24 protein-coding genes and 2 pseudogenes are annotated in these 23704 nt (G+C 57.1%); 13 read left to right on the plus strand and 13 right to left on the minus strand.

The window, feature by feature from the left end; translation table 11 throughout:
- The first annotated feature begins 6 nt into the window (after positions 1-6).
- From tsaB to tsaD, 6 genes are all read left to right on the plus strand, one after another.
- The gene (gene tsaB, locus ADG72_RS07440) at positions 7-702 is read left to right on the plus strand and encodes a tRNA (adenosine(37)-N6)-threonylcarbamoyltransferase complex dimerization subunit type 1 TsaB (RefSeq protein WP_048713983.1); all 696 of its coding nucleotides are present in this window, start codon (positions 7-9) and stop codon (positions 700-702) included.
- Positions 699-1244, plus strand: coding sequence for a ribosomal protein S18-alanine N-acetyltransferase (rimI, locus tag ADG72_RS07445; protein ID WP_048713986.1), 546 nt, complete (start codon positions 699-701; stop codon positions 1242-1244). Before tsaB ends, rimI begins: the two co-directional genes overlap by 4 nt.
- A gap of 207 nt (positions 1245-1451) precedes the next feature.
- Positions 1452-2153 (plus strand): succinate dehydrogenase cytochrome b subunit, encoded by a 702-nt coding sequence (locus ADG72_RS07450; protein WP_019126467.1) that lies wholly within the window; start codon positions 1452-1454, stop codon positions 2151-2153.
- A 15-nt stretch (positions 2154-2168) separates the two neighbouring features.
- Complete coding sequence (locus ADG72_RS07455) at positions 2169-4175, plus strand: fumarate reductase/succinate dehydrogenase flavoprotein subunit (protein WP_048713992.1); 2007 nt, start codon at positions 2169-2171, stop codon at positions 4173-4175.
- Complete coding sequence (locus ADG72_RS07460) at positions 4172-4915, plus strand: succinate dehydrogenase/fumarate reductase iron-sulfur subunit (RefSeq protein WP_009408831.1); 744 nt, start codon at positions 4172-4174, stop codon at positions 4913-4915. The genes ADG72_RS07455 and ADG72_RS07460 overlap by 4 nt, the downstream gene beginning before the upstream one ends.
- A gap of 86 nt (positions 4916-5001) precedes the next feature.
- Positions 5002-6099 carry a tRNA (adenosine(37)-N6)-threonylcarbamoyltransferase complex transferase subunit TsaD gene (gene tsaD / locus ADG72_RS07465; protein WP_048713994.1) on the plus strand — a complete coding sequence of 366 codons (1098 nt, stop codon included), beginning with the start codon at positions 5002-5004 and terminating at the stop codon, positions 6097-6099.
- Here tsaD and ADG72_RS07470 read toward each other — a convergent pair.
- On the minus strand, positions 6080-7318 hold the full coding sequence (locus ADG72_RS07470; protein WP_065427164.1) for a THUMP-like domain-containing protein: 1239 nt from the start codon (positions 7316-7318) through the stop codon (positions 6080-6082). The two genes, tsaD and ADG72_RS07470, sit on opposite strands and share 20 nt — an antisense overlap.
- Before the next feature lie 217 nt (positions 7319-7535).
- On the opposite strand from ADG72_RS07470, the gene groES reads away from it, so the two are divergent.
- A complete protein-coding gene (groES, locus tag ADG72_RS07475; protein WP_048713997.1) occupies positions 7536-7832 on the plus strand; it encodes a co-chaperone GroES in 297 nt (98 codons plus the stop codon).
- 186 nt (positions 7833-8018) lie between these two features.
- On the opposite strand, the gene ADG72_RS07480 is transcribed toward groES, so the two are convergent.
- The 3 genes from ADG72_RS07480 to ADG72_RS07490 form a co-directional block, all read right to left on the minus strand.
- On the minus strand, positions 8019-8885 hold the full coding sequence (locus ADG72_RS07480; protein ID WP_065427165.1) for a cytochrome c biogenesis CcdA family protein: 867 nt from the start codon (positions 8883-8885) through the stop codon (positions 8019-8021).
- Complete coding sequence (locus tag ADG72_RS07485) at positions 8882-9673, minus strand: DsbA family protein (RefSeq protein ID WP_048714003.1); 792 nt, start codon at positions 9671-9673, stop codon at positions 8882-8884. Before ADG72_RS07485 ends, ADG72_RS07480 begins: the two co-directional genes overlap by 4 nt.
- A 151-nt stretch (positions 9674-9824) precedes the next feature.
- Positions 9825-10118, minus strand: coding sequence for a WhiB family transcriptional regulator (locus ADG72_RS07490; protein WP_009408838.1), 294 nt, complete (start codon positions 10116-10118; stop codon positions 9825-9827).
- A 344-nt stretch (positions 10119-10462) separates the two neighbouring features.
- Between ADG72_RS07490 and ADG72_RS07495 the strand changes: the two genes are divergently transcribed.
- The 3 genes from ADG72_RS07495 (at position 10463) to guaB (ending at position 14408) form a co-directional block, all read left to right on the plus strand.
- Positions 10463-11389 (plus strand): MerR family transcriptional regulator, encoded by a 927-nt coding sequence (locus ADG72_RS07495; RefSeq protein ID WP_019126461.1) that lies wholly within the window; start codon positions 10463-10465, stop codon positions 11387-11389.
- Positions 11390-11494: 105 nt separating this feature from the next.
- Entirely contained in the window at positions 11495-12787 is a 1293-nt protein-coding gene (locus tag ADG72_RS07500; RefSeq protein ID WP_239667698.1) for an AGE family epimerase/isomerase, read from the plus strand.
- A 103-nt stretch (positions 12788-12890) separates the two neighbouring features.
- The gene (guaB, locus tag ADG72_RS07505; protein ID WP_009408854.1) at positions 12891-14408 is read left to right on the plus strand and encodes an IMP dehydrogenase; all 1518 of its coding nucleotides are present in this window, start codon (positions 12891-12893) and stop codon (positions 14406-14408) included.
- Positions 14409-14535: 127 nt separating this feature from the next.
- Here guaB and ADG72_RS07510 read toward each other — a convergent pair whose 3' ends face one another.
- On the minus strand, positions 14536-15270 hold the full coding sequence (locus tag ADG72_RS07510) for an exonuclease domain-containing protein (RefSeq protein WP_048714009.1): 735 nt from the start codon (positions 15268-15270) through the stop codon (positions 14536-14538).
- A 111-nt stretch (positions 15271-15381) separates the two neighbouring features.
- The gene (locus tag ADG72_RS07515) at positions 15382-15567 is read right to left on the minus strand and encodes a hypothetical protein (protein ID WP_048714013.1); all 186 of its coding nucleotides are present in this window, start codon (positions 15565-15567) and stop codon (positions 15382-15384) included.
- Between the two features lie 379 nt (positions 15568-15946).
- On the opposite strand from ADG72_RS07515, the gene ADG72_RS07520 reads away from it, so the two are divergent.
- On the plus strand, positions 15947-17068 hold the full coding sequence (locus tag ADG72_RS07520; protein WP_048714015.1) for a GuaB3 family IMP dehydrogenase-related protein: 1122 nt from the start codon (positions 15947-15949) through the stop codon (positions 17066-17068).
- A 53-nt stretch (positions 17069-17121) separates the two neighbouring features.
- On the opposite strand, the gene ADG72_RS07525 is transcribed toward ADG72_RS07520, so the two are convergent.
- The 5 genes and pseudogenes from ADG72_RS07525 to ADG72_RS08640 all read right to left on the minus strand — a co-directional run.
- Positions 17122-17601, minus strand: coding sequence for a hypothetical protein (locus tag ADG72_RS07525; RefSeq protein ID WP_048714018.1), 480 nt, complete (start codon positions 17599-17601; stop codon positions 17122-17124).
- 514 nt (positions 17602-18115) lie between these two features.
- Positions 18116-18457, minus strand: a complete 342-nt coding sequence (locus ADG72_RS07530) for a hypothetical protein (RefSeq protein ID WP_019126454.1) — start codon at positions 18455-18457, stop codon at positions 18116-18118.
- A 110-nt stretch (positions 18458-18567) separates the two neighbouring features.
- Positions 18568-19977, minus strand: a complete 1410-nt coding sequence (fumC, locus tag ADG72_RS07535) for a class II fumarate hydratase (protein WP_048714022.1) — start codon at positions 19975-19977, stop codon at positions 18568-18570.
- 77 nt (positions 19978-20054) lie between these two features.
- Positions 20055-21389 (minus strand): MFS transporter, encoded by a 1335-nt coding sequence (locus ADG72_RS07540; protein WP_048714025.1) that lies wholly within the window; start codon positions 21387-21389, stop codon positions 20055-20057.
- A 76-nt stretch (positions 21390-21465) separates the two neighbouring features.
- Positions 21466-21726: pseudogene (locus ADG72_RS08640) on the minus strand (dihydrofolate reductase); the annotation flags it as partial.
- Positions 21727-21751: 25 nt separating this feature from the next.
- On the opposite strand from ADG72_RS08640, the gene ADG72_RS07550 reads away from it, so the two are divergent.
- Positions 21752-22417 carry a hypothetical protein gene (locus ADG72_RS07550; protein WP_239667700.1) on the plus strand — a complete coding sequence of 222 codons (666 nt, stop codon included), beginning with the start codon at positions 21752-21754 and terminating at the stop codon, positions 22415-22417.
- 4 nt (positions 22418-22421) lie between these two features.
- Positions 22422-22505, plus strand: a pseudogene (locus tag ADG72_RS08915) (hypothetical protein); the annotation flags it as partial.
- Between the two features lie 58 nt (positions 22506-22563).
- Here the strand turns inward: ADG72_RS08915 and tatC are convergent.
- A complete protein-coding gene (gene tatC / locus ADG72_RS07555) occupies positions 22564-23343 on the minus strand; it encodes a twin-arginine translocase subunit TatC (RefSeq protein WP_009408876.1) in 780 nt (259 codons plus the stop codon).
- A 37-nt stretch (positions 23344-23380) separates the two neighbouring features.
- The gene (gene tatA / locus ADG72_RS07560) at positions 23381-23581 is read right to left on the minus strand and encodes a Sec-independent protein translocase subunit TatA (protein ID WP_019126448.1); all 201 of its coding nucleotides are present in this window, start codon (positions 23579-23581) and stop codon (positions 23381-23383) included.
- Positions 23582-23704: the final 123 nt, after the last annotated feature.

The following is a 23704-nucleotide window of genomic DNA, read 5'->3' on the forward strand; positions in this document are numbered from 1 at the left end:
CGACTTATGACCGAATTGTGCATTGATACCTCCGGAGCAACTGCAGTAACCGTCGTCGATGACGGAAAGATACTGGGGAGCTCGAGGAATGAGTCGGGTCGTCATCACGCGGAATCGATTACCCCCTGCGTCCTTGAAGCCCTTGAAGAGGCCGGTTTGCCGACCGACGTTGCAAAGGCCGGTCTTGACGCTGTGTGCGTAGGCACCGGTCCGGCCCCCTTCACCGGTCTGCGCGCCGGACTTGTTTCAGCACGTGTCTTCGGCAAGGCGGCGGGGATTCCGGTCTACGGCATCTGCTCTTTGGACGTTATCGCCCGTGCTGCTTTGGATCGCTTGTCTCCCGACACTCATGTGTATGCATTGACCGATGCTCGCCGTAAGGAACTGTATTGGGGACATTACCTTGCAGAAGGCCCCGATGATGTTCGTTTGCTTGGACGTCTTGAGGTTGGCTACGCGCGTACCTTGAGCAGTGCCTTGCGTGAACAAGAAGGGCTGCTGGTTTCTGATGCGCCGATCCCGGCGCACAGCGTCGATGAACTTGCCGGCGCAGAGATGGGACCGGTTCTTCCCCTAGATCCTTCAGTGATGGTTCGCATTGTCCGCGCGCGCTTGGCTCGCGGAGGAGAGGACCGCTTGGGTACCGAACCCTTGTATCTGCGTCGCCCCGATATTCATGGGCAAGCGCCGGAGCGCATGTGAGCACAGCAGATCCCAGTGCCCTCGCCCAAGGCGCTAAGGAAACGCTAAGCGCTTGCGCGCACAGGCTCGCCCAGACCTCGGGAGGAAAGCTTGTCGTGCTGGGTCCGCAGGACTGGCATGCGGTTATTGCACTGGAACAGGCGATTTTCCCCGAGGATCCGTGGACACCTGGGATGGTTGCCGAGGAACTCTCCTCGGGGTTGAGCGTCTACTTTGGCGTGTGCGCCGATGCTCCCCATGGTGAACTTCCTGTGTTGTGCGGCTATGCGGGTGTCAAGGTTGGCCTCGATAGCGACGTAATGACTATGGGGGTTCTTCCCGATTTCCGAGGCCGTGGCTTGGGTCGCGCGCTGATGGACGCTTTGCTTGAGCTTGCCCGTCAGCGGGGGAGCGAACGAGTTTTCCTGGAAGTGCGCGCGTCCAATACCCCAGCGATCACACTGTACGAGCAATCAGGTTTTGAACGTATCGGTGTGACCAAGGCATATTTCCGAAACCCGCGTGAAGACGCGGTAAACATGCGTCTTGTTTTCGGCGCATGAAAATACGAAAAATTATGTTGCCCTAATACGGTGTTTTCTGACAGATTTTGTCGACTTTGTGACGCATTTTTACCGGGCTTCTCTGCGCTGTTATTTCCCTGAAAAATCAGGGTTTTGTGGAAGACTTATCTGACGCTGTGAGCAGATCGGGTGCGCGCGGGCCAGCAGTCCTACGGAAATGACACTCCTTCAGCTTAGGCTTGAGTCATGGCCACAAAAACTGTCGCAACTCGCAAGCGTCGCGCATGGACTACGACCGTTTTCGTCAAGCAGCTTATGGCGATCTCCGGCATCGTGTTCGTGCTCTTCCTTCTTTTCCACTCCTACGGCAACCTCAAGATGTTCTTGGGGCAAGAAGCCTACGATCACTACGCACACTGGCTGAAAGAAGAAGCCTTTGTGCCGATCTTCCCTCACGGTGGGTTTATCTGGGTATTCCGCGCAGCCATGGTTCTCATGCTGGTGATCCACATTTGGGCAGCAGCAGTGACTTGGAAGCGCTCACGCCGCGCACGTCGCAGTGCGTACGTCGTCAAGCGCAGTGCAGCTGATGCTTATGCAGCTCGCACTATGCGTATGACCGGTGTTCTGCTCTTCTTCCTCATCGTCTTCCACATCCTGCACTTCACCACGGGAACCATCCGTACCGGATTCGTCGCAGACTCCACTCCTTATGAGCGCATGGTCGCGACCTTCCAGAATCCCTTGATGGTTGTTGTCTACCTGATCTTCATTGGTCTGGCAGCACTCCACGTTTCTCACGGTTTCTGGTCGGCATTCCAATCTCTGGGTTGGGTCCGCGGTGGAACCCGCAAGTTCATGGAAGTTCTCTCCGGCTTGGTCGGTGCACTGATCTTCCTGATGTTCGCGCTTCCCCCGCTGGCGATCGTTGCCGGTTACATCTCCTGACAAGGATATTGAGACATGACTGATACTTTGATTCACGGGCTGTACCGCGAAGGCGAGGATATCGCCGACACCAAGGCCCCGCTGGATGTTCCCCTTGCAGGCGCTTGGGAAAAGCGTAAGTTCACTGCAGCTCTGGTCAACCCCGCAAACCGCCGTAAGCTCCACGTCATCATCGTGGGAACCGGCCTTGCCGGTGGCGCAGCTGCCGCCTCGCTGGGCGAGATGGGCTACAACATCGACGTGTTCTTCTACCAGGATTCCGCTCGTCGCGCGCACTCCATTGCAGCGCAGGGTGGTATCAACGCTGCGAAGAACTACCGTAACGACAACGACTCCGTCTACCGCCTCTTCTACGACACCGTTAAGGGTGGCGACTACCGCGCACGTGAGACCAACGTCTACCGTCTGGCTGAGGTTAGCGCAAATATCATCGACCAGTGCGTCGCGCAGGGCGTGCCCTTCGCACGTGAATACGGCGGCCTGCTCGACAACCGCTCCTTCGGTGGCGTCCAGGTGTCGCGTACTTTCTACGCACGTGGCCAGACAGGTCAGCAGCTGCTGATTGGCGCCTACCAGGCGCTCGAGCGTCAGGTTGCTGCCGGTACCGTTACCGAGCACTCCCGCCACGAAATGGTCGAACTCATCGTTTCTGACGGCCGCGCTCGCGGTATCGTCGCGCGCGATATGGCGACCGGCAAGCTTGAAACCCACATCGCTGATGCGGTTGTTCTGGCAACCGGTGGCTACGGAAACGTCTTCTTCCTGTCGACGAACGCCATGGGCTGCAACGCCACCGCAATTTGGCGTGCATACCGCAAGGGCGCATACTTCGCGAACCCCTGTTTCACCCAGATTCACCCGACCTGTATTCCACAGCACGGAGATCAGCAGTCCAAGCTGACCCTGATGTCCGAATCCCTGCGTAACGATGGTCGTATTTGGGTTCCCAAGAAGGCAGAGGACTGCGACAAGGATCCTCGCGATATTCCCGAAGAGGATCGCGATTACTACCTTGAGCGTATTTACCCCGCATTCGGCAACCTAGTGCCTCGTGATATCGCATCGCGTCAGGCCAAGAACATGTGTGATGAAGGTCGTGGCGTAGGCCCCGCAATTCGCGAGACCGATGCCGAAGGCAATGAACGCGTTATGCGTCGCGGCGTCTACCTGGACTTCTCCGAGGCCATTGGTCGCTTGGGCAAGGCTGCAGTCTCCGCCAAGTACGGCAACCTCTTCGATATGTACGAGCGCATCACGGGCGACAACCCCTACGAAGTGCCCATGCGTATCTACCCGGCTGTCCACTACACGATGGGTGGCCTGTGGGTTGACTACGATCTGGAATCAAACCTCCCCGGCCTCTACGTTGCCGGTGAAGCAAACTTCTCTGATCACGGCGCAAACCGCCTGGGTGCATCCGCACTGATGCAGGGCCTGTCCGATGGCTACTTCGTTCTTCCGAACACCATCAACGACTACCTGGCACACTGCTTCAACCTCCCCAAGCTGGATGAGTCCTCCGAGGATGTTGTTGAGGCACTGAACTCCGCTCAGGGACGCATTGACAAGCTCATGTCGATCAACGGTTCCCGTTCGGTGGATTCCTTCCACAAGGAACTGGGCCAGATCATGTGGGAATACTGCGGTATGGAGCGTCGCGAAGCGGGACTGAAGAAGGCCATCGAGATGATCCGCAAGCTTCGCGCCGACTACTGGCGTGACGTTCGCGTTCCGGGCAAGTCGATTGGTGAACTCAATCAGTCCCTTGAAAAGGCTGGCCGTGTTGCAGACTTCATGGAGCTGGGTGAGCTTATGTGCATCGATGCCCTGCACCGTGAAGAATCCTGTGGCGGTCACTTCCGTGCGGAGTCGCAGACCCCCGAAGGTGAAGCCCTTCGCCACGATGACAAGTACCTCTATGTTGCAGCTTGGCAGTGGGGTGGCGAGGACCAGCCTCCGATCCTCCACAAGGAAGCCTTGATCTACAACAACATCGAGCTCAAGCAGCGGAGTTACAAGTGAACCTGACACTGAAGATTTGGCGCCAAAACGGACCCGAGGATCCGGGTGCCATGCACGAATACCAAGTCCGCGGCATCTCTGAGGAATCCTCGTTCCTGGAAATGCTCGACGTGTTGAACGAAGAGCTCTTTGCTCGCGGCGAAGAACCGATCGCATTTGACTCTGACTGCCGTGAGGGCATCTGTGGTCAGTGTGGCATTGTCATCAACGGCATTGCCCACGGCCCTGAGGTCACCACGACCTGCCAGCTGCACATGCGCTCCTTCAATGATGGTGATGTCATCACCATCGAACCCTGGCGCGCAGAAGCATTCCCGATCATCAAGGACTTGGTTGTTAACCGCAGCGCCCTGGACCGTATCGTCCAGGCCGGTGGATACATCTCGGTGAACACCGGTGCAGCTCCGGATGCTAACGGCACCCCCGTTCCCAAGCAGGATGCGGACCGCGCGTTCGAAGCCGCTGCTTGCATCGGTTGTGGCGCCTGCGTGGCTGCCTGCCCGAACGCCTCGGCAATGCTCTTCACCTCGGCGAAGGTTACTCACCTGCACCTGCTTCCTCAGGGCAAGCCCGAGAACTACCGTCGCGTCGTCAGCATGCTCAACCAGATGGACGAAGAAGGATTCGGTTCCTGCACGAACATCGGTGAGTGCGCGGCCGTCTGCCCCAAGCAGATTCCGCTGGATGTCATTTCCACGCTGAACCGTCAGCTGGGTAAGGCAGCGCTCAAGGGCGTGTGATCCTTTAAAGCAATCTTTGCAACACCGGTGTGGGGATGATCCATTAGGGTCGTCCCCACACCTTTTTGTAGGAAGGTGAGGGGCGAATGCACCAAGCACAGCAGCGGACTAAACTGGGCCGGGTGAGTGAAAAAGATCCTTTAGTACTGGGTATCGAATCAACCTGCGATGAAACAGGTGTTGCGCTGGTGCGCGGCTGCGACCTTCTGGTCGATCGCACGGCTACATCAATGGATCAATACGCCCGTTACGGCGGAATTATCCCCGAAATTGCTTCACGCGCTCACCTTGAATCTTTCCTTCCCACACTTGAAAGCGCCCTTGATGAGGCCGGCGTGACTCTTAACGATGTCGATGCCGTGGCCGTCGCTGCTGGTCCTGGCCTGGTGGGCTCCCTGACGGTTGGTATCTGCGCGGCTAAGGCGCTGGCCTCGTCAATTGGAAAACCGCTGTACGGGGTTAATCACGTGATCGGTCACCTTGCGGTCGATAAGCTCGCAGAAGGTCCTCTGCCCGAGCGTTTCATCGGCCTGGTCGTCTCCGGTGGCCACTCGAATCTTCTTCTTATTAATGACATCGCAACGGATGTTCGTGAGCTCGGCGGGACCCTTGATGATGCTGCTGGCGAGGCCTTCGATAAGGTTGGTCGTCTTCTTGACCTTCCCTACCCGGGTGGTCCGCACGTTGACCGCCTTTCACAAAAGGGCGACCCCACTGCGATCCGTTTCCCGCGAGGTCTGGCCGCAGGCAAGGACCAGGAACGCCACAAGTACAACTTCTCTTTCTCCGGGCTCAAGACCGCGGTTGCCCGGTATGTCGAAGGCCTTAAGGAACGTGGCGAGGAGATCCCCGCTGAGGATATTTGTGCGGGCTTTTCCGAGGCCGTCAATGATTCCCTAACGGCGAAGGCAGTTCGCGCTGCACTTGATCACGGGTGCTCGACGATCGTTGTGGGCGGTGGCTTCTCGGCAAATTCCCGGCTTCGTGCGTTGCTGACTGAGCGAGGCAAGGCTGCCGGTTTGGAAGTCCGCATGCCTCCGCTGCGTTTTTGCACAGACAATGGGGCGCAGATTGCCGCCATGGGCTCAGAGCTTGTGCGTGCAGGGGTTGAACCTTCAGATTGGGATTTCTCTCCCGATTCCGGTATGCCCTTGACGCAAACCTCTATGCTTCCTCGGCACTGATTCGTCGGGCAATAATTGCCCGATGTGACTGATCAATTCGGGTGGCGATAACGACTCCTGCTTGGCTCCCCGTGAGTTTGAGGGATTTGCGCAGCGCATCGGGTTGAATGTCGGCACCGCGTTTTTTGACTTCGATACGTCCAATATCGTGTGCTCGAAGCGCCTGCTGAATATTCTTTGCGCGCAGGTTCACCTGGTCGATGACTTCGAATGCTGCAGCGAAAGGAGTTGGGATCAACTGCGATGCACTGAGGTAGGCGATCGATTCGCTGATGAGATGCGCGTTCAGATCTTCACTGAGCCTGGCGACCATTCCAGCACGAATAACCGCGGAATCCGGCTCGTAGAGGTAGCTCCCCAACTGCCCAACTATTGCCTTCCGGGCAGGTGAATCGGCGAAAGGCGTTTGGGGGTCCTCAAGGGTATGGACTTCATCGTGGGTGATGACGCATGCCGAACGCCCTGCTCCCTCGCTGGCTAGGGAGGGGGACCACAGCGCGGCCTCGAGAAGATCACCATCAACGCTTGTCCAGCGGGCGTGGAACTGGGAAGGAATGAGCTCGTAGGGAATGCCCGGCGCAACTTTCACCCCTAAACGCGGGACATGCTGTGCCCAGGACAGAACGCGGTCCAAAGAAGGGGACCAATCCGAGGGCGACGAAATGCGCTTGGAACCACCCTGCTTGCCTGTTCGGCGCGCGGGGTCAGCGAAAAGCGCGTCGAAACCTTCCGCCTTGAAATCTTCGGGACCAAGCGTGTTCACATCACGTTTCTCAACGCGAGCAGCGGGGAAAGAGGAAAGGTTTTCGCGAGCGGCGGAAAGGGCCTCGTCATTGATGTCGTAGGAGGTAACCCGCATGCCTGCGCGCGCGAAAGCAAGTGAATCTGCGCCGATCCCGCATCCGAGGTCTCCGATATGCGTTGCGCCGGCTTTCGTGAAGCGCGCCGCGTGCTCGCGGGCAAGAACCCATCGCGTTGCCTGCTCGTAGCCGTCGCGCGTCCACAGCATTGTGCGCGCAAGGGAGCCGAATTTTCCTTCCGCCTGGGTGCGTAACTGCAGTTGAGAGGCAATTGCCGAGGCCGTGGCTGGGTCATCCGTTTGCGCGCGGATTGCCAAACTGAGCTCCATGGGTGAGAAGTGACGGTATTCCTCGTTTTCTTCCCATTGGGCAAGAAGCTCACGTCCGGGGGAGCAGCAGAGTGGATCAATGGAGGACATGGTCTCTATTGTTGCGGAATTTCAGGGAATTAGAGAAAAGATATGGGGCGTGTGGGAGGCTGAGTGGAGGCGGAAGACAGCATTGGCACTCAGCTTGCTAGAGTGCCAATCGAGCCCTAGACTGAGTGGGTAAGCACACATGCGATCCCAAACCTGACCCCCGCGACGGCAGGGACGGGATGACATTAATCGTTATAAAAAGAAAGGGAGTGCTGAAATGGCTATCACCATCAAGCCCCTCGAAGATCGTATTGTCATCCGTCAGGTTGACAGCGAAGAGAAGACCGCTTCCGGTCTGTACATTCCCGATGCCGCCAAGGAAAAGCCGCAGGAAGGCGAAGTTCTGGCAGTGGGTCCCGGACGTGTTGACGACAACGGCAACCGCGTCCCCGTGGACGTCAAGGTCGGCGACCACGTGATCTTTAGCCGTTACGGTGGCACCGAAGTCAAGTACGGCGGCGAAGAACTGCAGATCCTGTCTGCACGCGACGTTCTGGCAATTGTCGAGCGCTGAATAGACGTTGATGCATCCGCGTGATGCATACAGTAGTGAGCCCGGAGTAATCCTCCGGGCTCACTACTTTTTTGTTCTGAGTGCAGCGCTGCTTGCTGTGAGCGCTGCGGCTGACTATGTTAGTGCTTCTGCTCTTCGCGCTGCTGCTCTTCGCGACTGCGCTACTGGCAATCGTTGTTAGTCCTGCTATTTGTCGCGAGTGTCCTGCTGATCTTTTGAAGGTGTGGAAGAGGGAAGAGAAGCAGAGCGTGGTTTCCAGAGTAAGGCAACAATAGCGCCGATAATCAGTGCTCCTGCAAGAGTGATCACCCATGCGGGTAGTGCCCCAAAAAGACCCATGATGGATTCTTCCCACGAAGCAAGAGTGTCAATGGAGACGATCCCACCAAGAGGGTTACTTAAGTCGATTGTGAAAATTGTGAAACCCAAAATGATGAGAACCAGTCCAGAGACCACATTTGTCCACGTCGTCTGACGCTTCAATAGAGTCACGGGTTTTGGTCGCACAATCGCTTGGATACGCCCCGCGGAATGCTGCCAGAGCAGTGCGAGCACCAAGAGGGGAAATGCCATTCCTGCGGAATAGAAAATGACTGCGATGATGCCTTCGATGACTGAACCGCCCAAAGAGGAAGTTGCCAGCACTGCTCCAAGGATGGGGCCCGCGCAACCAACGCCTGCAATTCCATAGGTAATGCCCAAGAGGTAGACCGCCCAAGCGGTATCACGTGACTGAGAAGCCGTTTCTAGGGAACGTACGCGGAAAACAGGAACATCCAAGGAGAAGAGTGTGATCAGCCCGGCAATAATCACCAAAAGGGCGATGACCTGGGTAATGAAGGCCGAGTGCTCTCTAATCAGCGCGACAACGCTTGATAAGGCTGCGCCCAGTGGGATCAAGGGAGTGAGTAGGCCCAGCCAAAATATCCCGCAGCGAGCGAACAATTTGCGTGGAGATTGAAATGCGTAGGAAAAGAAAGCGGGCAGAAGCATAACGGAGCATGGCGCGAGCAGCGTCAATACTCCACCGAGGAAAGCGATTAGAGGATTCACTTCTTAAGGTGTTCTGCCTGGTTCTGGATGGTTGCGCGCACGTAGTCGGCATCGCGGAAGCCCGAGATGAAGCTATCGCCAATGAACATGAAGGGTGTGCCCTGGATGCCGATCTTGTAGGCGTCGTTTTGTGCCTGTTTGACCTCTGCTGCCGTTTCAGGAGCGTTGGTATCGGCTTGGAAGCGCGAGATATCGGGGACTCCTGCCTTCTGGGCCAGAGAAGTCAAGGAATCCATCGTGTATTCGGGGTGGCCGGATGGGTTGGCCTCGCCATAGGCTGCGCTTACAAACTCCCAGAAACGTCCCTGGTTGGCTGCAGCAATGCCAGCCTGAGCGGCAAGGGGGGATGACTGTGAAATTTGTGCCAGGTCGCGCCACTCGATTCGCAAGGTGCCGTTGTTGACCAGATCTTGCAGTTGTGGTTCGACTTGTTGCGCGAAACGCGTGCAGTAGGGGCAGGAGAAATCAGAGTAGAGCACCATCACGACGGGAGCATCGATTGCCCCCTTTGCTCGCGCGTCATTGGCATCACGACGCTGCTGAGAGTGGATGATGTCGAGTCCCTGTTGATCGGTAACAGTTGGCGCGTAGGATGCTTGGGCTTGCTGTGGGGCAGCGGTGCTTTCCTGTGCTTGCTGCATTGGAGCTGCGCTAGCCGATGCCATCATCTGGGGTTGAGAAGTTGACGGACGGCTGGCCCACCAGACTGCACCAGCAACAAGAACGACAGCACATGCAAGAAGAAGAACGGCAATGATTCTCTGCTTGCCGAGGCCTCGAGATTCCATGGGACACCTTTCGCATTTCGCACGGGATGACGGGGATGGGTTTCAGTCTATTCCATAGAGAGTGGGGAATAGGAGGAACGGTTGACGCTAGGTAAAAGAAACTCGCTCGAGACACCGACCCGAGCGAGTTCGAGATGACGTAGTGAGTGTGTCAGGAGACTCGACGAATACGACGGCGCTGAATTTCTTCGCGACGTTCTTCTTCAGTCATGCCGCCCCAGATTCCATAGGGTTCCTGAGCTCGCAGAGCATACTCGCGGCACTGCTCAATGACAGGACAAGTTGCGCAAATGGCTTTTGCGTTGGCGGCACGGCGACGACGGGTTGAACCGCGTTCACCTTCGGGGTGGAAGAAAAGTTCCGTATCGAGGTCGCGACAGGCGCCCTGGTACTGCCATTCCCACGCGTCAATCGACGGGCCTGGCAGTCGAGAGACGTCAGACATGAGTACCTCCATTCATTGCACTTCCCTGCGCGAGACGTTCTCGGCGAGAAGGACTGCAAAAAGGGTACCGAATTGTGCAAGAGTTATTCAAGGCCCCTTCACAGAATCATAGTTGTCTCACAGGAAACTTCAGATGGCCGAAGTGACGCTGAAAACCGCATTATTACGGGAGATAACGAAACGCTGCAGAAATGCTGAAAGCGTAATTTTGTTGTCCGTTACATAGTCGTTCTTAGCTGTCAGCGGACAAAATCTGACCACTCGACTGGAAAAGACAAGAAGGAAAGCTGACAATCAATTAGGTAGCATTCACTTAGGTATCCTTCATCACGTCAGGAGTGGTCATGCCCCGTGCACAGCTCGTGCTTCCCGCTGCTCACGATGCGCCGCTGACCGTCACTGCAGTTTCTGCGAAACTCGGTGTTTCGGCCTCGACACTGCGAACGTGGGAAAGGCGCTACGGTCTAGGCCCCGGAGAGCGCTCCGCTGGCAGCCACCGTCGCTACCTTCCGGAAGATGTCGCCAGGCTGACGCATATGATCGAGCTGATTCAAAGTGGGGTCACCCCCTCTGATGCCGCTGCGATCGTTCTTGCTCAAGACAAGGGAGAGTTGGAAGAAGTTCGTCCCCCGCGCACGGCAGATGAACTGGTTGTTGCCGCGCGAGCAGGTGATCGGGACCGCCTTGTTCATCTCATCGAGGCAAGTGTCAGTGAAAAAGGCCTGCTTCATACGTGGATGCTTTTGGTTGAACCTGCTTTTGAAGTGATGGCTACTGATTACCACGGTGAAATTCCGGGTATTGCGGGTTCGTCAATGCTCAGCCAAGCGATGTATGACGTTCTTCGCGTCATGTCAGAGCAACGGCCCGAACCTAAGTTCCCGTCTTCGCCCAGCATCATTATTTTGGGCGATCGTGCGCATCTTCTTCCCGCGCATGTCATTGGGGTGGCCCTGCGGTGGTACGGTCCGAATGTCGTGGTCCTGGGAGCATGTAGCCGCGGCTGGATTGGTGGCCGCGAAAAACTTGATGCTTTTGTTGAAAACATCGATTCGCATGTTGCTGCCCTGATCACCATGGGACAGGGTGAGGACTGCAAGAACTTCGTCTCTGCGGCAGTTCACAACCACGGAATTGACGTCATCGAGGTGGGAACTCAATCCCCGCGCGTTCTGGACGACCATGTTCTTCGCGTTCGTACGGTCTCAGCGTGCGTTGAAGAGACTTTGGCCTTGCTGAGTGCGAAGGTTCCTGCAGCCTCAGTTCGCTGAATCTTTCTGCGTTTCCTCGTTCAATTACTGCATGTTCTTGCAACGTGTTAACGTAGACGCGTATCTATACGGTCGCGCAGGTGCGGCATGCACAGAGGATTAAAGATGACCCCGTGGGAAGATCGCCAGCTTATCGAAGCCTTCGATGAAGAATTTGAAGAACTTGTTCATTTTGCGGCGGGCTCGGTTGTAGATTGCGGTTTCGGATACATGGATCGCAATGGGGTAGTGGATCCTTCAAAGCCAGTTGAACTGTGGATTACCGGGCGGATGACCTATGTTTTCGCGCTCGCGGCGCTTAAGGGTTACGACTGGGCAATCCCCTTGGTTGATCATGGTATTCGTTGCCTGACTGAAGGCCCCATGTACGATGCCGAAAATGGCGGTTGGTTCTCCGGGCTCGTGACAGAGATTGTTGAACGCGAGGATGGCCCGCATTGGAAGGCGATTGAACCAGCGAATGACGGCCTGAAGCAGGCATACGCACACGCATTTGTCATTCTTTGCTCGAGCGCTGCAACAGTGCTTGGTCGTCCAGGTGCTCGTGAGCTTCTTGATCGCGCGCTGGCTGACCAAGAACTCCATTGGTGGGAGCCCCAGTTCGGACGCGTCTGTGAATCCTGGAACCGTGATTACACCCGCGCTGAGAGCTACCGCGGCGTCAATGCGAATATGCACACCGTAGAGGCTTACCTAGCAGCCTATGACGCGACGGGTGATCGCATCTGGTTGGATCGGGCACGCGGAATCTGTCGTTTCGTTGCCGAGGTCGCTGAGAAGCTGCATTGGCGTATTCCCGAACACTTCGATGCCGAGTGGAACATGCTTCCCGATCACAATATCGATCGCCCTTCGGATCCTTTCCGTCCCTACGGCGCAACCCCTGGACATGGGATGGAATGGGCGCGACTGATCCTCCACACCCGTTCAGCCCTATTGGCTATGGGGGAGAGCGAAGATTGGATGCTTGAAGCTGCTGAGCAGCTTTTCAACCGTGCCTGCTCTGATGGCTGGGATAAACATGGCGCGGAAGGTTTCGTTTACACCACTGACTGGGATGGACGCGCGGTTGTGGATACTCGCATGCACTGGGTGCTGTGCGAGGCTGTCAACTCTGCCTGTGTCTTGGGCCGCGTTCATGAAGAGGCCGGAGACGACGCGCGTGTTGCGGAGCTGAGCTCTCTGTATGCGCAGTGGGTCGATTGGGCGGACCGTTACCTTCGCGAGGCCACCGGTCGCTGGATCCACGAAGTTGACGCCTCGGGCGCGGAGTCTGGGACGACTTGGGAGGGGAAAGCGGACGCCTACCACGTCGCGCAGATGCTGCTTCTGCCCCAGGTTGGTAATACCCCGTGCTTTGCTCTGGCCTTGAAGGAGAAGGCAGAAGAAGAGGCCTAGTCCGCTTCCGCTCTCACTTTTCTGGGGTGAGCTTAGCCACGCATACTGGGTTTCAGGTCAAACCCAGTATGCTCTGGCCCACTTTCGGGCCTAAACTCTGTTCATGGCAGACATTCACAATGATCCTTTTGCTTTGACCGGACTGACCTACGATGACGTTCTGCTTCTTCCTGAACTGACCGATGTTGTTCCCTCTGAGGTTGATACATCTGCTCAATTGACGAAGAAGATCCGCTTGCGTATTCCTCTGCTTTCTGCGGCGATGGATACGGTGACCGAGGCACGCATGGCGATTGCAATGGCTCGCCAGGGCGGTATCGGAATCTTGCACCGTAACCTTTCGATTGAAGAGCAAGCTTCCCAAGTTCGTCAGGTGAAGCGTTCTGAATCGGGAATGGTTGAGGACCCGGTGACTATTGGTCCCGATGCCACCATCGAGGAACTGGATCGTTTGTGCGGCCACTACCGTGTCTCGGGCCTTCCTGTTGTTGATGATCAGCAGCAGCTCATTGGCATTATTACGAACCGCGATCTGCGTTTTGTTCCCACCGATCAGTGGGCAACCCTGAAGGTTCGTGACTGCATGACTCCTCGCGAACGTCTGGTGACTGGCAAGGTTGGGACCAGCCGTGAGGAAGCGAAGGCGCTGCTTGCAACAAACCGTGTCGAGAAGCTCCCCATTATTGACGAAGATGGGCGTCTGACAGGCCTGATTACGGTGAAGGACTTCGTTAAGACCGAGCAGTACCCGAATGCGACGAAGGATGACCGCGGTCGTCTGATGGTCGGCGCAGCAGTTGGCTATTGGGGAGATACCTGGGAGCGCGCTTGTGCGCTTCGCGATGCAGGCGTTGACGTCCTGGTTGTTGATACTGCTAATGGTGGTGCTGCCTTGGCTTTGGAAATGATTCGAAAGATCAAGGCTGACTCTTCTTTCGATGGCGTTCAGATCATTGGCGGCAACGTTGCAACAACCGAAGGTGCTCAGGCCCTGATCGATGCAGGCGTTGACGCTGTGAAGGTGGGCGTTGGCCCGGGTTCAATCTGTACAACGCGTGTTGTTGCAGGTGTGGGTGTGCCTCAGGTGACTGCGATCTACTTGGCGTCTCTGGCGTGCAAGCCGGCAGGTGTGCCCCTGATCGCTGATGGCGGCCTGCAGTATTCCGGTGATATCGGTAAGGCAATTGTCGCCGGCGCGGACACCGTCATGTTGGGCTCGCTTCTTGCTGGCTGCGAGGAATCTCCCGGCGAGGTTGTCTTCACGAATGGCAAGCAGTACAAGCGCTACCGTGGCATGGGCTCTTTGGGTGCGATGAGTTCGCGCGGACGTAAGTCGTACTCGAAGGACCGCTACTTCCAAGCCGATGTCTCTTCGGATGACAAGATCGTTCCCGAGGGCATTGAGGGACAGGTTCCCTACACCGGTTCGCTTGCTGCGGTTGTCTACCAGCTGGTGGGTGGTCTGCATCAGACGATGTTCTACCTGGGTGCCTCGACGATTGACGCGGTGAAGCGTAATGGTCGTTTCGTTCGCATTACCTCTGCAGGCTTGCGTGAATCGCACCCGCATGACGTGCAGATGACGACTGAGGCTCCGAACTATCATTCTTCGGCGAAGTGATTCGTCAGTAAGAAGTCTTTAAGGGCACGGCTTTGAGCCGTGCCCTTAAAGCATTTGGGGTGTGTCCCTATTGCATGGGTCAGCGGCGATACCAGTGGAGATGGGGGGAATCTCCACCGGTGTGTCCTTATTGCATGGGCCAGCGGCGATCGATGTGCGTGTCCCTGCCCTTGGAATGCATGAAATTCTCGAAGTTTTCTGCCCAAGCAGCATGGACTTCCTTTTGGAACGCGTGGATTTCCCGGCAGTCTTTAGATGCGCAGTCCGGATACTTCCGGGCAATAGCAGCCAAGACATCAAGGGTCATGGTTACGTCATATTCAGCAGTGTGTGCGTTTTCTGAAACCGGAACGCCGTAGGCCGCCGCCATCAATGACAGCTGCTTCTTTCCTTTGCGGAAGCGCTCAAGATGGCGGTCCAAGACCAAAGGATCGATGATCGGTGCCGGTTCTGGGGCTCCAAGTCTGTCGCTGAGTGTTGGAAGCGAGTGACGGCGAAGCTCTTCTTCGAGCAGGGTGAGGTCGTAGCTTCCATTGAAGGCAACAACTGGGTAGCCCTGCGCCATATGCGCTGCCAATGCAGATGCGACTTCATTGAGAACTTCTTTGATGGGACGCCCATGGCTGCGTGCATGCTGGGTGGTAATGCCGTGGATTTGTGCAGCAATGTCCGGGATATCCACGCCCGGATCAGCTAACCACGTAGTAATAGTGTCGGAATCAGGGGATCCAGATGCGCCTTTGCTGCGCAGAACCAGAGCCGCGCTGACAAGACGGTCGCGATGGGGATTGACGCCTGTCGTTTCAGTATCGAAGCCCAGCCAGGGGAGGTGAGCCCAAGAATGAGGGTGTGTGTCTGCCATGACTTAAGTGTGCATCAGCGCGCTGTCATTTGTGTCCAGTTTTTCACTTCACCGCACATAAAAGTGTCCCGCTTCGACGAAGAAGCGGGACAGAACGGAACTGGCCAGTGATCAGGGATGTAAAGGCAAGGGGAAAGAGAAACGCGTGTATGCGCAGGGCATCTGAGCACGATCTCGTGACTCAAGCTTCCGGGATGCACGTTCGCTTGTACGGCGCGATACACCCTGACGATTACGGTTTTCCGTGCGTGAACTGCGTCGGAAATCCTTGGTAATGGCAGCTGCTGCTGTCAACATGGTGACCTCCTGCGGATCAAATGACGAACACCGGTAGTAGGTGTATCTCTGTGACGACATACACAGTGTGCCTGTCCGCTCAGGCTGTTTCAAGTGTTTCGTGAAGCGGCTTTTTCGCTTTCGTCTCAAGGAAAAACCGCGATTGGGTAAAGGTGAGGAACTGGTGAAGTTTAGCCAAGGCTTCCTCATAAAGAGAATAAAATTAAAGTAAAATTTTTGGGCCTTTTGTCATGTGTCCACAGGTGTTTTTGATCGAATGTAAAACCGTATCGCGATGTAGACAATATGTGAAATACCTTACATTAATGGGGTGGGAAGGATTCGTGTCCCCTGGCCCTTGCTGGCGCATCCAATGAGATTGTGCGACTAGAATGACGTCATGGCTAACGAGGTCGAAATTGGTCGGGGAAAACGTGGTCGTCGGGCTTATACCTTGGATGACATTGCACTAGTTTCGGCACGCCGGACCAGGGATCCTGCGGATGTGAATGTTGGCTGGCAAATCGATGCGTATCACGTCGACGTCCCCATTATGGCCGCGCCCATGGACTCGGTGATGAGTCCCGATACTGCGATCCTCTTTGGCAAACTGGGCGGAATTGGGGTCTTAGATCTGGATGGATTGTGGACTCGTTACGAAAATCCTCAGCCGATTTTGGATGAAATAGCACAGCTTCCTGCAGACGGGTCGATTGCGCGTTTGCAGCAGATCTATTCGGCTCCCATTCAAGAAGACCTCATCACCGAGCGTTTGGAATATATTCGCAAGGCTGGTGTCGTTGTCGCCGGAAAGCTTTCACCTCAGCGTACCCAGCGCTACTGGCGTGCGGTTGTCGAGGCCGGAGTGGACCTCTTCGTTATCCGTGGGACTACCGTTTCGGCTGAGCATGTTTCGTCACGCGCAGAGCCTCTGAATCTTAAACGTTTCATTTATGAACTCGATGTTCCGGTGATCGTTGGCGGTGTCTCAACAGATACTGCTGCCCTGCACCTCATGCGAACCGGTGCCGCAGGTATTTTGGTTGGCTTTGGCGGGGGAGCGGCGCATGCAACGCGCCAGTCTCTTGGGGTCCATGCGCCCATGGCAACGGCCATCGCTGACGTTGCTGCAGCGCGTCGTGATTACATGGATGAATCGGGTGGCCGTTATGTCCATGTGATTGCGGACGGCGGGATTGGACGCTCTGGCGATATGACACGTGCGATTGCTTGTGGAGCGGATGCGGTGATGATGGGTGCGGCCCTGGCTCGCGCTGAAGAGGCTCCAGGACACGGATGGCATTGGGGATCCGAGGCCACGCATCCGGAGCTTCCACGAGGTCACCGTGTTCGCGTGGGGACCTCGGGTACCTTTAGTGAAATCCTCTATGGGCCGTCAACGCGAGCGGATGGAACCCTCAACTTCATTGGTGCGCTTAAGCGGACCATGGCCTCGACTGGTTATTCGGAAGTAAAGGACTTGCAGAAGGCGGAAGTCGTCGTCAGCCCCTACTGGCGCTAAAGTATCTGGGTGGTGAACAGGTTAGTTCACCACCCAGAATTACAGGTGTTCACCTATGCTGTCTTTTCGCTTTCCGAGCCGAAAGTTGGCGTGTGGGACTTGAGTTCTCCCATCCTGTATGGAAGGAAAAGGGTGGAGAGAAGAGTGCCCGCGAACAGCCATGGCAGTAGAGCTGGCGCTGTGATGACATCGCTGTATTCATTGAGGAATGCGCCAAAACTGGGCATTGCGTTCATCTGGAAGGTTCCAATCAGAACTCCCAGAGTTACGAATGGAATTGCGAAGTTGTAGGCGATCGCAATCCAGCGGATTGACCGTGAAAGTTGGACCAGATTCGCCAGCCTGAGGATCAATCCCGCAAGAGTTAATGCAAACCCAATGATGATGCCCCATGCGAGTGGCTTGGAGAGCCACGACATCGGCTGATCGCTGTACATTCCCTTCAATGAAAAGACGATTCCAAGGGTGCCAAGGAAGAATAAGACGTAGATCAAGCTATCGAGTGATGATCTCTTCTCGTCGATGATTTTCATAATGTGTCCTTGAAGGCAAGGGTAAAAATCGGGTGCCAAGTTGGCGGTGACGGGAAATCCGCGACGAAATCACAGGTGGCATGCAGCGATTCTTTGGTGCATCCATGAATTATTATTCTCGCGCTCTTGAGCTCTTGTCAAGAGTCTTTTATGCAGATCAGGGCATAAAAGTGGGACGCCACGAAGTGTCGTCCCACGAAATAAAAAAGGTTCTGCCTATTAAGCTGCCGAATCGATCAGCAGAACCGTGACAGATGGGCTGAGAAGAATCAATGCCATGACAAGGGCGTAGCCCAGATTGCGCGAGTAAGATGCCCCGTCCGCTGCTGAACGGTTCCAGATTGCTGTGAAGGGCAGGAAAATAGCCGCAAGTAAACCGGCTACTAGAACGGCGATACGTAGCCCGGGTAGAGAAAGTCTGTGATTTCAGTCAATCGAAAGTGTACTAATCTTCCCGTAGCTCACGTGGAAGTAAAAGTGATTGAGCGTCACAGGTCTGGTGTGGGAGCAATAGTTATTGGGCATCAAAGGTCTGGGCGAAGACTGAAATGCTATCGCGAAGCTTTTTGATGTTCTTGCGATTCTGCTTCCCCTGGAATGCGGGAGCAAAACCCGTGGCTTCAACGCGCATTGCTACCGATGTGCCCTGCGGGATGGAGAAGGCTGAGATCCAAATCGTTTCACCGTAGGTCAACATGGACATATCGGTTGTTGCCTTAATGTGGCCGGTCGTGGGGGCAACCATATGAACTCCCCACCCCAGTTTTTGTATCTCTTGAACCAGTAAAGGAAACGCATTCTCAAATGGAAGTGCAACAATGAAGCCACCGTCGGTTTGACGCTCGAAAAGTGCCACGAGAATCCTCTTTCCTTCAAGATTTATGTTTCTATTCTACCGTGCAGAAAAATGCCCCGGTTTGGAAGGAAACCAAACCGGGGCATAGTTGCGAGTAATACCCAGCAGGCTTACTTGTCAGCGGCGCTGGGGTGGGTCATATCTGCGGGAACAACCCATGCATCGAATTCTTCGGGCGTGACGAAACCAAGCTCCAGAGCAGACTCGCGAAGCGAGATGCCCTTGTGGTGGGCGTTCTTCGCGATCTTTGAGGCCTTGTCATAACCGATGTGGCGGTTCAGTGCGGTGACCAGCATCAGGTTGATATCCAAGTGGTGCTGAATCTTTTCGTGGTTCGGCTCGATGCCGTATGCACAGTGGATATCGAAGGAAACGCAGGCATCACCCAGCAGGCGGATTGATTCCAGAACATTCCATGCCATGACGGGCTTGAAAACATTGAGCTGGAAGTTGCCCTGAGAACCAGCGAAGCCAACGGTTGCGTCGTTGCCAAAGACCTGGGTCGCAACCATGGTCATGGCCTCGCACTGGGTCGGGTTGACCTTACCGGGCATGATCGACGATCCGGGCTCGTTTTCGGGGATGATGAGCTCACCGATGCCGTCGCGCGGACCGGAAGCGTACCAGCGAACATCGTTGGCGATCTTCATGAGTGCATCTGCCAGAACACGCAGTGCGCCAGACACCAGTACCAGTGCGTCGTGTGCACCAAGAGCTGCAAACAGGTTCGAGGCCTGCTTGAACTCAATGCCGGTTTCCTCAGAAATCTTCTTGGCAGCCAGCTGGCCGAATGCGGGGTGAGCATTGAGGCCGGTTCCCACCGCGGTTCCGCCAATTGCTAGTTCGCGTGCACGAGAATCCGCGTAGTGAATGCCATCAAGTGCGAAATCGATCTGTGCAACCCAGCCGGAAATAACCTGGCCCAAGGTGATAGGCGTTGCATCCTGCAGGTGGGTGCGGCCAACCATGACGACGTCGGCGTATTCCTTCGACTTCTTGTCCAGGGTGTTGCGCAGCTGCTCGACGCGCGGGTACATGGCCTGGAGCTCCTGGACCACGGCAATGTGCATTGCGGTGGGGAAGGTGTCATTTGAGGACTGGCCGCGGTTAACGTGATCGTTCGGGTGAACGGGAGTCTTGGATCCCATGACGCCACCCGCAAGCTCGATGGCGCGGTTCGAGATCACTTCGTTGGCATTCATATTGGACTGAGTACCCGAACCGGTTTGGAAGACAACCAGCGGGAAGTGGTCGTCGAGCTTGCCCTCAATGACCTCATCGGCTGCGCGTGCAATCAGGTCTGCAATATCTTGGGGCAGTTCTCCCAGCTCGGCGTTTGCCAGTGCCGCAGCCTTCTTCAGCGTTCCCAGTGCGCGCACCATAGGGCGGCCCCAGACGAAAGTATTACGGCCGATGTCGAAATTGTGCAGTGAACGTTCGGTCTGTGCTCCCCAGTAACGATCTGCGGCAACCTCAACGGTTCCCATCGAATCTGATTCGGTACGGGTTTCTTGTGCCACAGGTGGCTCCTTCGCGTAGGGCTTACGTACCCTCCTAGGATAGCGCCGCGCGCGCTGTGAGGTGTGGGGCACTCGTCCTAGTCGCGCGCGCGTGCCCCGATGTCCGCTCGGTGCAGGAGCCACCAGGCGCACGCGCACGACAGCGCGACCAGTGAGAGTGCCAGCGCGAAGGGCGACAGCGGCATCCAGCCGTACAGGGCCGTGGCGCTCACGGGGGCCACGATCCACGTGATCGCGCCGGTCGCGTTGATGACGCCGGCGATGCCGCCCTGCTCGCGTGCGCTCACCGCCAGGGATGCGCCCGCCGAGTAGCCGGGGGAGGCCATGCCCGAGGCGACGCCCATCGCGAACGTTGAGACAGCCAGCGCCCACAGCGACGGCGCGATCGTCAGGCACGTGAGGGCCACGAGGGCGAGCGTCATGCCGGCGCGCAGCAGTCTGCGCGGACTCCACCCCAGGCGCGGCACGACGATCAGCTGCATGAGCATGGCGCCAGCGGCGTTGGCCAGCAGCATGAGGGCGGTCACGGAGACGGCGGGCGCGGGATCGAGTCCGCCGCGATCCTGGACGAGAAAACCCATCGTGATCTGAACGACGCCGTTCGCAAAGTAGATGCCGAACACCGAAGCGATCCACGGGGCGATGCGCCGGTCGGTCCACCGCACGCGCGGGGGTAGGTCGGCGGTGGCCGTCGCACCGCTCGCGTAATTTGTCACCGGTTCAGTCGACGAGGCCGGGGCCGCTTGCTCGGATTCCGTGTTCCTGGCCGTCAGGCGGGGCAGGCTCCTCCTTGGGCGCGTCGATGCTCCGTCGCGGGGCAGCCAGAACAGGGCGATGGCCAGGGCGATGAGGACGAAAATCGGGGTGGCGTGCACGGGGCCGAAGATCCAGCAGGCTCCCAGTGCCGAGGAGACGAGGGAGCCGACCATGACTGACAGGTTGATCGCACCGGAAAACGCGGACGTGCCGCGCACGCGCGAGGCCTCGTCGGGGGTCACCTCGGCGACGAGGGCCTGGCCCGTCGGCGGGATAGCCGCGACGGCCGCTCCGAAGAAGGGGCCGCGCGCCGCCATGATGGCGCCCGCCGCGAGGAAAGCGCCGATGTAACCGGCCGCTCGCGCCCACACAGCCGCGGAAAAGAGCGTGCCCGCCGTGAGTGCCAAGAACAGCGCCAACAGGATGACGCGCCTGCGCCCCCAGGCGATCGAGCGGCGCCCCCAGAACTGGCTGAGCGCCGTCACCGCGGCGGCCGCCAAGGACACGGCCGCGCCCACGATCCACTCGGGCAGGTTCAGAGCGCGCGACAGGGGAGCGATCGACACGTTGAGCATGTTCTGCGCCGTGTACGTAAACAGCGCGATCGCCACGAGCGCGCGCAGCGTCGGATTCGTCAGCAAAGGTGATGAGGGCACAGTGCATCCTACGACGAAGGCCCCGCGCGATGCGCGGGGCCTTGCCGGACAGGTATCGAAGCGGGGGGAGCGTCGCTTAGCGCTGCACCCAGGTGCTCACCTTCCAGCGAGCGTCCCCGGAGCGCTCACGCCACTGCGCGTCACTGCGCTCCTCGTCCCTGCGCCACAGCGCCGGATCCAGCGGCGGCGCGTATACGAAGGTCGATCCCTCGGGCGCGCTCGCGGCCACGTCCAGCTCCAGGTCGGTCACCACGGCCTCGTCCAGGAGGGGAAGGGTCTGCGCGTAGAGCTGAGCCCCGCCCGTGATCCAGATGTAGGGGGCGTCCGTACGCGCCGTTATTGCCTCTTTGGGTTGCATTGCGTTGGGATTACTTGTCCTTCCCTTCACCCTTCCTGGCGTAGACCCCGACAACTCCGAAGAAACAGACCGAGAGGATCTCTCTCGTGTCAGAACTCGTCCGTTGGCGCCAGCAATCGTGTTGGGATTGCTTGTTGTTTTATGTATTTCCGGAATGCTCATCGAGGACGCTGGATTTAGTTGGGCGACGCTTTTTATGCGTGATTACGCGAATACAGGCGCGGCGCTCGCGGGTAGCGGATACGTTGTTCTGTTATCGACTCACGCCCTCGGGCGCTTTATTGCAGATCCCCTGGTCGGTAGATTTGGCCCGCGAGCAGTCGTAGCGGGTGGGGGAGCGCTCATCCTTGCCGGGATGGGAGGCGGACTGCTTATCGGAACAACCCCAGCCCTGCTGTTCGGTTTTGCGACGGCGGGAATTGGGGCCTCGGCCTCGGTACCTCTGGCCTACAATGCCGCTCACGATATCCGCGGAATGGATCCCGCGGTTGGCCTCACGATTGTCTCTTGGTTGGGGCGCTTGGCTTTTCTTGTCGCACCGCCTCTTGTCGGTGTTTTGGTTCAGCACACGTCTCTGCTGGCAGCAATGCTGGTCATTCCCGCCGCCGGCCTTGCATTGATGGCAAGCTCCCTTGTGCTTGCCCCCAGGCAGCTACGCGTGCAAAAGTGAAGACATGGACTTTCTTGGAATCAGTGGACCCGAAGCGATCATCATCGCTGTGGTCGTCCTTGCGGTTCTAGGCCCCAAAGGAATGAGTGAAGCAGCGCGGCGCATCATCGATGTGCGCAGGCGTTACCAAGCGCTCACCGCCTCGTTCAGGCAGCAGTCGGATCAAGCGATGGCGCAGCTTCGCGCTTACGCTGACGGCGCCGCGCAAGAAGATCGCGCAGCCAGCACACCCCAATCGCCCCAAAATACAGAGCCAGAAGCGCGCACATCTGAAGAATCATCGACCACAGGTCGGGAAGCGGATTTGTAATCGCGGCGAAGACGGTCGCCCCCACAACAGCCCAGCGCCAATGGCGAAGGATCTGCCCAGTTGAGGCAAGTCCCAAGGCGTGAATCCCAATAATGATCATGGGGAAAAGGAACGACGCGCCGATCACCAAGGTCAGGATCACGACGAAGCTGATATAGGAATCAAAATCCAGCAGCGCGGAGGTGCCTTGGGGAAGCTCAGAAAGTAAAAGGCTGACCGCGTGGGGGAGAAACCACAGCGCCGAGGCGACTCCCGCAAGGAAAAGAATCGCGCTGGGAATTGCGATCAGTGCGGTGCGTCGTTTTTCCGTGCGCGTCAGAGCGGGGGCGATGAAGAGCCAAAGTTGGGTCAGCCACCACGGAGTTGTCAGGATGAAGCCTGCCCAGAGCGCGAAGGTGATGTGGGTCGAAAAGGGGCCGATGATTGTGCGGAAGTTGATTCCCGAGGCCCCGGCTGAGGCGAGTGGACGCGTGAGCCACGTGGTTGCCGGAGTGTAGAGGAACCACGCGCCGATTGCTCCAACGAGGATGCCTGCAAGACTGAGCAGAAGCCGCGCGCGCAGCTCGAGGAGGTGGCGCGTCAATGACATATATGCGTCAGAATCAGCCCGGGTCATTGGTTCGCAGCGAAATGATGGCGCGTTGAGAGGGGAATTACTTCGACGAATCTGTGTTTTCAGGCTCAGACGTAGATGTCTGCTCGCTGGTGGATGAGGAGTCTTGAGACAGGTCGTTCATTTCCTCTTTGAGGATTTTTGCGCTCTTGCCGATGGATCGCGCCAAGTCGGGGAGCTTTTGAGCGCCAAAAAGAACAAGGACAACGATCAAGACGATGATCCAGTGGATGGGACGCATGTTTTCTCCTTCTTGGGCGGCATTCCTGGGATGAGCCTACACCGCCTTTCGTCTGTTTAGCGTGAGAAAGACAACGAAAGGGGGCGTACATAGGTAACACAGGTTATCCTAAGTTCAGTTAAT

Source organism: Trueperella pyogenes (assembly GCF_001070855.1).
Classification (GTDB): domain Bacteria; phylum Actinomycetota; class Actinomycetes; order Actinomycetales; family Actinomycetaceae; genus Pauljensenia; species Pauljensenia pyogenes_A.

Coding starts and splice junctions, on each gene's coding strand:
- ADG72_RS07510 (WP_048714009.1), bottom strand. CDS start 15,270: ATGGCAGACACACACCCTCATTCTTGGGCTCACCTCCCCTGGCTGGGC.
- tatA (WP_019126448.1), bottom strand. CDS start 23,581: ATGCGTCCCATCCACTGGATCATCGTCTTGATCGTTGTCCTTGTTCTT.
- tsaD (WP_048713994.1), top strand. CDS start 5,002: ATGCACCAAGCACAGCAGCGGACTAAACTGGGCCGGGTGAGTGAAAAA.
- ADG72_RS07500 (WP_239667698.1), top strand. CDS start 11,495: ATGACCCCGTGGGAAGATCGCCAGCTTATCGAAGCCTTCGATGAAGAA.
- ADG72_RS07520 (WP_048714015.1), top strand. CDS start 15,947: ATGGCTAACGAGGTCGAAATTGGTCGGGGAAAACGTGGTCGTCGGGCT.
- tsaB (WP_048713983.1), top strand. CDS start 7: ATGACCGAATTGTGCATTGATACCTCCGGAGCAACTGCAGTAACCGTC.
- guaB (WP_009408854.1), top strand. CDS start 12,891: ATGGCAGACATTCACAATGATCCTTTTGCTTTGACCGGACTGACCTAC.
- ADG72_RS07485 (WP_048714003.1), bottom strand. CDS start 9,673: ATGGAATCTCGAGGCCTCGGCAAGCAGAGAATCATTGCCGTTCTTCTT.
- ADG72_RS07495 (WP_019126461.1), top strand. CDS start 10,463: ATGCCCCGTGCACAGCTCGTGCTTCCCGCTGCTCACGATGCGCCGCTG.
- groES (WP_048713997.1), top strand. CDS start 7,536: ATGGCTATCACCATCAAGCCCCTCGAAGATCGTATTGTCATCCGTCAG.
- ADG72_RS07470 (WP_065427164.1), bottom strand. CDS start 7,318: ATGTCCTCCATTGATCCACTCTGCTGCTCCCCCGGACGTGAGCTTCTT.
- ADG72_RS07450 (WP_019126467.1), top strand. CDS start 1,452: ATGGCCACAAAAACTGTCGCAACTCGCAAGCGTCGCGCATGGACTACG.
- ADG72_RS07515 (WP_048714013.1), bottom strand. CDS start 15,567: ATGTTGACAGCAGCAGCTGCCATTACCAAGGATTTCCGACGCAGTTCA.
- tatC (WP_009408876.1), bottom strand. CDS start 23,343: ATGACCCGGGCTGATTCTGACGCATATATGTCATTGACGCGCCACCTC.
- ADG72_RS07455 (WP_048713992.1), top strand. CDS start 2,169: ATGACTGATACTTTGATTCACGGGCTGTACCGCGAAGGCGAGGATATC.
- ADG72_RS07525 (WP_048714018.1), bottom strand. CDS start 17,601: ATGAAAATCATCGACGAGAAGAGATCATCACTCGATAGCTTGATCTAC.
- ADG72_RS07490 (WP_009408838.1), bottom strand. CDS start 10,118: ATGTCTGACGTCTCTCGACTGCCAGGCCCGTCGATTGACGCGTGGGAA.